12 protein-coding genes are annotated in these 9,918 nt (G+C 59.2%); 6 read left to right on the forward strand and 6 right to left on the reverse strand.

Translation table 11 applies throughout. The features are described from left to right. From JNM42_RS07810 to JNM42_RS07820, 3 genes are all read right to left on the reverse strand, one after another. Positions 1-1,962, reverse strand: a 1,962-nt coding sequence (locus tag JNM42_RS07810; protein ID WP_294268125.1) for a sodium:solute symporter, incomplete at its 3' end; no start/stop codon positions are given. A gap of 9 nt (positions 1,963-1,971) precedes the next feature. Continuing rightward, complete coding sequence (locus JNM42_RS07815; protein WP_294268126.1) at positions 1,972-2,172, reverse strand: hypothetical protein; 201 nt, start codon at positions 2,170-2,172, stop codon at positions 1,972-1,974. A gap of 40 nt (positions 2,173-2,212) precedes the next feature. Continuing rightward, entirely contained in the window at positions 2,213-2,722 is a 510-nt protein-coding gene (locus JNM42_RS07820; protein WP_294268127.1) for a hypothetical protein, read from the reverse strand. A 111-nt stretch (positions 2,723-2,833) separates the two neighbouring features. Between JNM42_RS07820 and JNM42_RS07825 the strand changes: the two genes are divergently transcribed. From JNM42_RS07825 to JNM42_RS07845, 5 genes are all read left to right on the forward strand, one after another. Beyond that, entirely contained in the window at positions 2,834-3,277 is a 444-nt protein-coding gene (locus JNM42_RS07825) for a DUF192 domain-containing protein (RefSeq protein ID WP_294268128.1), read from the forward strand. 16 nt (positions 3,278-3,293) lie between these two features. Further along, a complete protein-coding gene (locus JNM42_RS07830) occupies positions 3,294-3,842 on the forward strand; it encodes a chorismate lyase (protein ID WP_294268129.1) in 549 nt (182 codons plus the stop codon). A gap of 344 nt (positions 3,843-4,186) precedes the next feature. Then, positions 4,187-5,644, forward strand: coding sequence for a DEAD/DEAH box helicase (locus JNM42_RS07835; RefSeq protein WP_294268130.1), 1,458 nt, complete (start codon positions 4,187-4,189; stop codon positions 5,642-5,644). Between the two features lie 132 nt (positions 5,645-5,776). Continuing rightward, positions 5,777-6,253 (forward strand): hypothetical protein, encoded by a 477-nt coding sequence (locus JNM42_RS07840; RefSeq protein WP_294268131.1) that lies wholly within the window; start codon positions 5,777-5,779, stop codon positions 6,251-6,253. 144 nt (positions 6,254-6,397) lie between these two features. Continuing rightward, positions 6,398-6,763 carry a hypothetical protein gene (locus JNM42_RS07845; protein ID WP_294268132.1) on the forward strand — a complete coding sequence of 122 codons (366 nt, stop codon included), beginning with the start codon at positions 6,398-6,400 and terminating at the stop codon, positions 6,761-6,763. 179 nt (positions 6,764-6,942) lie between these two features. On the opposite strand, the gene JNM42_RS07850 is transcribed toward JNM42_RS07845, so the two are convergent. Next, a complete protein-coding gene (locus tag JNM42_RS07850) occupies positions 6,943-7,947 on the reverse strand; it encodes a serine/threonine protein kinase (protein WP_294268133.1) in 1,005 nt (334 codons plus the stop codon). A gap of 169 nt (positions 7,948-8,116) precedes the next feature. Between JNM42_RS07850 and JNM42_RS07855 the strand changes: the two genes are divergently transcribed. Next, positions 8,117-8,872, forward strand: coding sequence for a fused MFS/spermidine synthase (locus JNM42_RS07855; protein ID WP_294268136.1), 756 nt, complete (start codon positions 8,117-8,119; stop codon positions 8,870-8,872). 176 nt (positions 8,873-9,048) lie between these two features. On the opposite strand, the gene JNM42_RS07860 is transcribed toward JNM42_RS07855, so the two are convergent. Both JNM42_RS07860 and JNM42_RS07865 read right to left on the reverse strand, forming a co-directional pair. Beyond that, complete coding sequence (locus JNM42_RS07860) at positions 9,049-9,420, reverse strand: CbiX/SirB N-terminal domain-containing protein (protein ID WP_294268134.1); 372 nt, start codon at positions 9,418-9,420, stop codon at positions 9,049-9,051. A gap of 45 nt (positions 9,421-9,465) precedes the next feature. After that, on the reverse strand, positions 9,466-9,918 hold a 453-nt coding region (locus JNM42_RS07865; RefSeq protein WP_294268135.1), incomplete at its 5' end, for a lyase family protein.

Consider the following 9,918-nt stretch of genomic DNA (forward strand, 5'->3'; position numbering starts at 1 on the left):
TTCGTGGCTATAGCTGCGCAACTGCGAGGATTCATCGAGGATATCCATGACCTCGGACAGACTGAGCGGCTCCTCCTTGGCCACCGAAGCGACCAGCACCCGCGCCGAAGCACTGCCAATGGCACCGGCCAGCAGGGATTCAGCAAAGTGCACCAGCTCGGCATCGGCTTCCAGCTCATCGGTCGCCCCGCCACCGAGGTTCTGTGCATAGGCAAACGCCGATTCGGCACGCTGCGGGCCAAGAAACCGACCGACCAGCGCCTGCAGATCGCTGATTTTGGCGCGCCCGCGCCACAGTGCTGCACCGACCGGTCGCGTGTGCTTCAGGGCATCGACAAACAGCGTGGCCTGACTGGCCTCGACCGCAGATGGTGGTCTCGCCATGGAAACGGCAACGTAAGCACCGATGTTGACGAAAAAACTCCAGAACAGGCAGTGCGATATTTCATCCAGCCCGGTCAGACCAAACAGTTCCTGAGGCCGCAGCAAGCTGAAGCCGAACGGTCCCTGGGTCAGGAAATCGGCGACCAGCCAGCCCGATTTGGCAAATGACGGCAGCAACAGGGTGTAAGCCCAGACCAGGAAACCGGCGCTCAGCCCGGCCAGGGCACCGCCACGCGTTCCGCCACGCCAGTACATGCCGCCGATCATGGCCGGGGCAAACTGGGCCACCGCCGAGAAACTGATCAGCCCGATGGAAACCAGCGCGTAGGCGTTGCCGGCCAGCCGGAAGTAGAGATAACCGAGCAGCAAAATGACCACGATCGCCCCACGCCGGATGCCGAGCAACAGACGAGTCAGATCCTTGGCTTCGGCCAGGGCCAGCCCGCGCAGTCGGAGCAGGGTCGGCATTACCAGATCGTTGCAGACCATCGTCGACAGCGCGATGGTTTCGACGATGACCATGCCGGTGGCTGCCGAAAGACCACCGATGAACACCAGCAACGCCAGCCCCTCCTGGCGCTGTGCCATGGGCAGTGTCAGCACGAAGGTATCGGCATCGACGCCCTTTCCCTTGAAATACAGCAGACCACCAAGCGCTATCGGCAATACGAACAGGTTGATCAGCAGCATATAGAGCGGGAACAGCCACGTCGCACGTTTCAGATGCGACTCATTGACGTTTTCAACGACGGCCACCTGGAACTGGCGGGGCAGGAAGAGTATGGCCAGGCCGGCCAGCAGGGTCAGCGAGAACCAGCCGGTAAAATCCTGCCCGGAAGGAATGGCCATAGTCAGCCGGCGTAGTTTTTCATCGTCCACGACGTGCTCGAAGATGTCGGCAAAGCCATTGTAGAGGCCGAAAGTCACGAACAGCCCGACCGCCAGAAAAGCCACCAGTTTTACCATGGATTCCAGTGCTATTGCCGCGACCATCCCCTCGTGACGCTCGGTAGCATCGAGATGGCGGGTGCCGAAAACGATGGTGAAAGCGGCCAGGATCAGCGCAATGTAGAAGCTTATGTCGGCCAGCACCGGCAACGTTGCGCTGCGGTTCGGCATGACAATCTCCGGGTATTCCAGCAGCAAATTGACGCTGCCCGATACCGCCTTGAGCTGCAAGGCGATGTAGGGAACGATGCCGACCACGGCGATCACCGTCACCAGCCCGCCAAGCAGGTGGCTCTTGCCGTAGCGCGAGGAGATGAAGTCGGCAATCGACGTGATGCGATTGGCCTTGGCGATGCGGATCATCTTGAGCAGCAGGAACCCGCTGAGTGCCATCACCAGCGTCGGGCCGAGATAGATCGGCAGGAAGCCGATGCCCGATACGGCGGCGCGGCCGACGCTGCCGTAGAAGGTCCAGGTGGTGGTGTAGACAGCCATCGACAGCGCATAAATGGTCGGGCTGGAGATGATCGAACGCCCCTGGTCAGCGCGCTTGTCACCCCACCAAGCGACGGCAAAGAGAAGCGCGAGGTAGCAAAAGGAAGCCGCAACGATGACCGGGCCGTTGAGCATTTGCGCCGATTACTCGCTCTGGCCTTCGATGATCCAGGCCATCATGGCGATCAGGCCGGCCCAGGCGACAAAAACATAGGCATAAAGCAGAGGAACGCCGAACAGACTGCCACCGGTATCAAAAAGCGACAGCAGCGGATAGTTGAACAGGAGGCAGCCGCAGAGGAAAGCTGCCACCAGTCTTTCGCCGGCCAGTATTCTGCGCTGCATTGTCTCCCCCTGTCCTGAAGGTCGTTGACGCTAGTTTGCATCACTCTGCCCCAATTGTGCCACTCTGATCAATAATCTGCTGCGGCTTGATTCGCTTGTTTTTCAATTCAGCCACGCAATGACGCTGAAAGGGATCAAACGGATTCCCACCAATAAGGACGCCTGGAAAGTACAATGTGTGGAATGAAATTCCCCCCCGGAAAACCTGCCAACGAACTTTCGCCAGACTCGAAAGCTGCAGACATTTAACTGATAGTGGAACTGGACATGAGGATATGAAATTCCGAACAAAAAAAATGCCGCACTTTCTTTTTGCCGCCGCATGCTGTTTTTTAAGTATGGCCTCGCTTGCCACACCAAAGGCGGCCGAGCATGAAGATGCACCGGTAACCAGCGGAGCCAATGTGGCCAGACCAAAACATTCCACAACACCGGCCAAACAGCAGGCGAGCGGAAAAAACAAGAATGCCGGCAATGGGAAGCCGGCGAAATCGGCCAGGTCAACCAAGAAAACCGGTGTCGTCTCCGGAAAGAAATAGCCCGGAATCATGACCTTCACTTTATGCTAGAGTCACTCGCCGCACAGGAGGTGTGGAGGCTTCCAGGGTGAACGTCGCCCTCGCCTTGCTGCTTTCTGTATTCGCTCACTACGGAGTTCGCGATGCATCGTTACCTGTCCCTCTTATGCACTACCCTTCTGCTGCTTGCTTCAGCGCAGGCACGGGCACAAATGCCACGCCTGGAGCTGACCGCCGGTTTCCACCGCATTGAAGCCGAGGTCGCTGCCGATCAGGCCAACCGGATGCAGGGCCTGATGCATCGCCGCAGCATGCCGGCCAATCAGGGAATGCTTTTCGTATTCACCCAGGCCGATCAGCATTGCATGTGGATGCGCAATACCCTGTTGCCGCTTTCCGTCGCCTTTCTTGACGAGCAGGGCCGCATCCTGAACATCGAGGACATGAAGCCAGAGACGGAAACGAATCACTGTGCCGCAGGCCCCGCACGCTTTGCACTGGAAATGAACCTTGGCTGGTTCTCCAGCAAGGGACTCAAGCCGGGACTTCGTATTGGCGGCATCGAGAAATCGCCGCGGCCGCAATAGCCATCGCTGACCCGCCATGAGCATCAGGAACAGATTGGCATGGCGCGCGAAACTGCTGCGTAGCTCGGAAAACAGACCTTTCAACCCCTGGTTGCGCGACCGGGGCTCGCTGACAACGCACCTTCAGGCCAGGGGCCAGTTCGTCGTTCGTGTGCTGCGGCAGGGACTGGCCATGCCCACAAGCGACGAAGCCATTGCCCTGGGCATCAAGCGCGACCAATTGGCCTGGGTTCGCGAAGTGGTGCTGCTCTGTGCTGGCGAGCCGCTTGTTTTTGCCCACTCGATACTGCCCTGTCGGCCGCGCGGACCGTTGACCCGCTGGCTGGCGCGCCTGGGTAACCGTTCGCTCGGTGCGCTACTCTTCGCGCATCCCGGATTTGCGCGTGGCGCAATCCACGGCAAACGACTCGACCATCGGCATGCTCTGTTTCACCCGGCTCTCGAAGCCATGTGCCTTACCGCCACGCCTCCGCCGCACTTATGGGCGCGGCGCTCGCGCTTTGCGTTTGGCGCACAATCGGTACTCGTGACCGAGGTCTTTGCTCCGGCCCTGATCTGCGCTTGAAATTACCCCTCTATGCCCAGCAACACGCGGCTGCGCAGAATTAGCTCGACGTCGAGCGCTCAAGCCGTTATAATCCGCGACGTTTATTGCAACACTAAAATCTGCGATATACAAGATACATAAGATACACAACGCGCTTCGCGAACCTGGCCGCAATTCTAAGCCCTCCTGCCTTCTGGTGTCGAATCATTGAACACCGCCCTGGCACATGTGCCGAAAAGTACCGAATTCTCTCGCTCTGGCAGAGTCTTTCTCAACACTTTCGTTGGTTGGCGTTGCATTTCATTGCGCCCGTGCGCCGACTTTTTACGGCTGCGCGACGCTGTTCCATTCGAAAGAGAAACATGACTTTTGCAGAAATCGGACTTCACGAAGTCCTTCTTAAAGCCCTTGCCGATTCGGGTTACACCGAACCTACCCCGGTCCAGGCGCAAGCCATTCCCGCCGCCCTCGAAGGCCGCGATCTGATGGTGTCCTCACAAACCGGTTCCGGAAAAACAGCCGCCTTCATGCTGCCGGCATTGCACCGCTTTGCCGCACAGGAACGCCCGGCCTTCTCCTCAGCGCCAGGCCGAACCGCCAATCAGGACCGGCAGTCGGCGCGTTCGCGCAGCAATGATCGTCCGCGCTTCCGGGCGGCGCAACCAAAGATGCTGGTGCTCACCCCGACCCGGGAACTCGCCCTGCAGGTTACGGCAGCCACCGACAAATATGCCGGTACCTTGCGTCGCCTGAAGGCGGTAGCCATTCTCGGCGGCATGCCGTATCCGAAACAGATGGAACTGCTGTCACGCAACCCGGAAATCCTGGTGGCCACGCCGGGTCGTCTGATCGATCACATGGACTCGGGCAAGATCGATTTTTCGCAGTTGCAGATTCTCGTCCTTGACGAGGCCGATCGCATGCTCGACATGGGCTTCATCGAAGATATTGAAAAGATAATCTCGGCTACTCCGGCTGCACGCCAGACTATGCTGTTCTCGGCCACGCTGGACGGAACAGTCGGCCAGATGGCGCGCAAGGTCACGCGTGACGCGCTGATCATTCAGGTCGACGCCTCCCACACAAAGCATGAAAACATCGAACAGCGCATGCACTTCGTCGATGATCTGTCGCACAAGAATCGCCTACTCGACCACCTGCTGCGCGATGTCACCATCGATCAGGCCGTTGTCTTCACGGCGACCAAACGTGACGCCGACACCATCTCCGACCGCTTGAATATCGCCGGCTTCAACGCGGCGGCCCTGCATGGCGACATGCATCAGGGTGCGCGCAACCGGACGCTCAGCGCGATGCGACGCGGGCAGGTGCAGATTCTCGTCGCCACCGACGTGGCCGCACGCGGGATTGACGTACCGAGCATCACCCACGTTTTCAACTACGATCTGCCGAAGTTTGCCGAAGACTATGTGCACCGGATCGGCCGTACCGGCCGTGCTGGCCGCAATGGCCTGGCGATTTCGCTGGTCAATCATGCCGAACACTTCAATGTGCGCAAGATCGAGCGCTTTACCCAACAGCCTATTCCGGTTGAAATCGTTGTCGGCCACGAACCGACACGCCGCGCGCCGACCGGCAATGGCCGTCCAGGCGGCAAACCGAATAGCCGACCGGCCTGGAAGACCGGAGAAAGTCGCGGTTACGGCAACAAGCCTGCCGGGCGCAGCGATACCCGCACCAGCAGCAAGCCAGGCGCACCGAAACATGAGAGCTTCGAGCGCGCCGCGCAACGTGACGGTGCCAAAAACGGCCGCACCGGTCCGTCCGGAGGAAACCGCAGACCCTACGGCGATCGCTGATTTCCTGTGCTCCGATAAAACCCGCGTCCTGCGGGTTTTTTTTCGCCTGGCTTGCATTCCTCTGGGGTATTCAGTGACAATTTGACAACTGCTTCATTCTCCATCCGGCAGAATAACTGGCGAGGAAATGAAATGAACTCCGAACTGATCACAAGCTGGGCCGAGCACGACATTTCGCTCCTGAAAATTCTGGAGCTGGCGTCGCAAACACTCTGCATTTTCGATGCCGACCTGTCGAAACTCAAGCTCGAACGCCCCGCCAACGCCGAGCTCCTGCGCCGTTTTCTCAGCAGTGACAGGCAACACCGTTTGCACATCGCCGTAAAAAATGCCGAGCCATTCCGGCGCGAGAGCCCGCGCCTGATGAAGCTGCTGGCCACCTATACGCAAAACATGACGGTGATCGAATGCCCGCCGCATCTTGCGTCACTCAACGACTCCATGTGCATCGCCGACGACAGGCATGCGCTGATCCGCTTTCATACCGACAGCGCGCGCGCCAAGACAATCATCGACAATATCGAAGAATGCGCGCCGTACGTGCAGCGGTTTGAGGATATTCTGAAGGAAGGAGGCGAACAGGTTTGCGCGAGCACGCTCGGGCTGTGAAATGCAGGACGAATAGCATTGCACACGATTTCCTGTCGCCACAGCCTTCTCTTGATATAATCACGAGTTGATTGACGTGCACGTCGGTCAACCCGATTGACTTTGGAACGTTACTTTACTTTTCTTATCGATAAGGATTTTTAAATGAAAAACTCTCTCCTCGTTGCCGCTCTGATCGCCCTGGCTCTATCCGCTTGTGGCAAGAAGGAAGCTCCTCCTGCACCGGCCGCCGCTCCTGCACCGGCTGCCGCTCCTGCCGCGGCGGCTGCCGCTGCTCCCGCTGCTGCGGCGGCGGCTGCTCCTGCCGCGGCGGCTGCCGCTGCTCCTGCTGCCGCTGCGGCGGCTGCTCCTGCCGCGGCGGCCGATGCGGCCAAAGCGGCGGCGCCGGCGGCGGCGGCTGATGCGGCCAAGGCCGCTGCTGTCGATGCGGCTAAGGCTGCGGCGCCGGCGGCGGCTGATGCGGCCAAGGCTGCTGCTACTGATGCGGCCAAGGATGCCATGAAGAAGTAATTCTTCCTGGACGAAAAAAAGCCGGTGCAAGCCGGCTTTTTTTCGTCTGATGAAAAACAGAACCGCAGTTGAACTGTTAACAACCTGCCTGTACTGGCTCACCACGATCGGTTTAGCGAGACATCACCCCCAAAAACAATCCTCCGTTCGCCACGAGATCAGGCTGCAGGGGTATCCGCTCAGGTCGACCACAGCGGCGGCTCGTCCATCAACGCGATTTGCTCGCGCAACTCGAGAATCCGGTCCTGCCAGTAGCGCGGTGTGTTGAACCAGGGGAAAGCCGCCGGGAAGGCAGGATCATCCCAGCGCCGCGCCAGCCAGCCGGCGTAATGAATCAGGCGCAGGGTGCGTAGTGCCTCGATGAGATACAACTCACGCGAATCGAAATCATAGAAATCCTCGTAGCCGGCAAGCACGTCGGCCAGTTGGCGCACCTGATCCGCGCGCTCGCCGGAAAGCAGCATCCACAGATCCTGGATGGCCGGCCCCATGCGGGAATCGTCAAAGTCGACAAAGAAGGGACCGCCGCCCTCGCCTTCGACCCACAGCACATTGCCGGCATGGCAGTCGCCGTGCAGCCGCAGGGTGGCGACCCGGCCTGCCCGCTCGAAGCAGCGACGAACACCGTCAAGCGCCTGATCGACAACTCCGAAATAAACGACGGCCAGGTCCGGCGGCAAGAATCCGCTACGCTGCAGAAAATCACGGGGCACCTCACCGAAGCTGTGGATGTTGATTTCCGGGCGCTCGACAAAAGGCTTGAGCGCACCCACGGCATGGATACGTCCGATGAAGCGCCCCATCCATTCGAGGGTTTGTCCGCTATCGAATTCCGGCGCCCTTCCGCGCTGCCGTGGAAACACCGCAAAGCGCAGATCGCCATGCCGGTGCAAGGTCTGCCCGGCGCTGGCCAGTGCGGCAACGACCGGCAACTCGCGTTCGGCCAGTTCAAGCGAAAAGTCATGCTCCTCAAGAATTGCCGCATCCGACCAGCGAGCGGCGCGGTAAAATTTGACGATCAGCGGCGCGCCTTCCTCCATGAATACCTGATAGACGCGGTTTTCGTAGCTGTTAAGCGCCAGCAGGCGGCCATCCGGGCGCAAACCAATGCTTTCGAGCGCATCGAGCAGGGAATCGGGGGTCAGCGAGGAAAACGGGGTTATGCTGGAGTCGGCGTTCTTCATGCGAACGCTCCGACCGACAAAATGCGGAACTGAAATTCTCTCGTATCCATTCGATCAGGATACACCGGAACAGGTCGCCAGTACTTTTGAGCTATCTCCGGCAGCGATGAAACGCTACTATTCGTCACTGGATTTGCCATTTCTTCTGCCCACACGCCCTGAATCGCCTATGGCTCAAAACTCGATCGAAGTCAGTGAAGCCGCCGGCGTGCGTTTCCTGCATTTCAGCGAGGAATGGGTGCAGGGCGCCATGCGTATCCAGCGCCCCAATGCGCTGGAACTCCCCTACACCCGGGAGATGATGGCCGGGCTGCTGCTGCGTGAAGCGCCGTGGCCGAAAAACGCCCTGCTGATCGGCCTTGGCGCCGGGTCGCTGGTCAAATACATCTACCACAGGCTGCCCGGAACACGGATCACCGTTGTCGAAATCGATCCGCAGGTCGAAATCATTGCCCGCCTGCATTTCAGGCTGCCCGACGATCCGATGCGTCTGCGCGTCATCATTGGCGATGGCGCAGACTACATGCTTGAAGACAGCACGACGTTCGACTACATCCTGGTCGACGGTTTCGACAAGAGCGGTCGCGCCGGTGTGCTCGATACGCTGCCCTTCTATCAGGCTTGCCGTGCGCGGCTAACGGAGAACGGCCTGATGGTGGTCAATCTGCTCGGTCGCAGTCGAGGGTTTCAAGCCAGCACGCAGCGCATTGCCCAGGCCTTCGATGGTCGCTCGCTGGTCTTTCCTTCCTGCGACAGCGGCAACATCATTGCCTTTGCCACCGACGGCGAAACGGTTGACGTTTCGCTTGATGAGCTGATCGCCCGCGCCAGGCATCTCCATAAGGAAACCGGCCTCAACCTGACACCAACGATCCCTCGCCTGCAAATGGCGGGTTCGCTGGTACAGGATCGGCTGATCATCTGAGTGGTTGCGATAAAAGTGACTTAAACCCCACCGCAAAGGCGCAAAGTGGCAAAGTGGCAAAGGAGAAACATAGAATTCTTTTGCAAACAAAGTGTTAACTTTGCCCTTTCTTTGCACCTTTGCGCCTTTGCGGTGGGTTTGTTTCAGCCGCTGAACAGACTCTTGTAGACCTGCGACTAACCGGCCAGCGCCAGCACATGCGCGGCCATGGCCTGTACGACGGCCTCCGCCTCGCCGACCGCGCTGGCCAGTTCGAAGCGGGTCTGCGGATGTAGTTGGCGCAGCTCTTCGAGCAGTAGCGGCACATCGCGCCTCAGATGGCCGCCTTGGGCAATGAACATCGGCAGCACGACGATGCGCTCAAGCCCGTCGCCAACCAGTGATTCAACACGGTCGCGCAAAGTGGGAGCCATGAATTCAAGGAAGGCGAGCTCGACGCGCAGATCGGGCGCCTGGGCGCGTACCGCCGCACAAACCCGCCGCATCGGCGATGCCCACTCGGGATCGCGCGCGCCATGCGCAAAGAGGACAAAGGCTGTTTTTGACATGGGCTCCACTGTACAGCATCGACGACAAAATTACCCCAGCAGCAACTACTCGGACTTCGGACTGATCAGGTTCTCGAAAGAGAACACTTTATCCCATTGCGCCTGGGTCATCAGTTTCCGCTCGCTGACCACGATGTCATGCAAAGACTTGCCGCTTTCGTAGCCCTCGCGCGCGATCTCGGCGCATTGCCTGTAACCCAGCATCGGCTTGAGCACAGTGATGATGCCCAGCGAGTTGAGCACCATGTCGCGTGAATGTTCGACATTGGCGATAATACCCTCGACGCAGTTCACGCGCAGACTGTTGACGGCATTCTCCATGGTGTAGATCGACGTGAACAAGGCGAAAGTGATTACCGGCTCCATCACATTGAGTTGCAACTGCCCGGCCGACGCGGCGAGCGTGACGGTCAGGTCGAGGCCGATCACCAGGAAACTGGTCTGGTTGACGACCTCGGGAATCACCGGATTGACCTTGCCTGGCATGATCGATGAACC

The sequence above is a fragment of the Propionivibrio sp. genome (assembly GCF_016790145.1).
Lineage (GTDB): Bacteria > Pseudomonadota > Gammaproteobacteria > Burkholderiales > Rhodocyclaceae > Propionivibrio.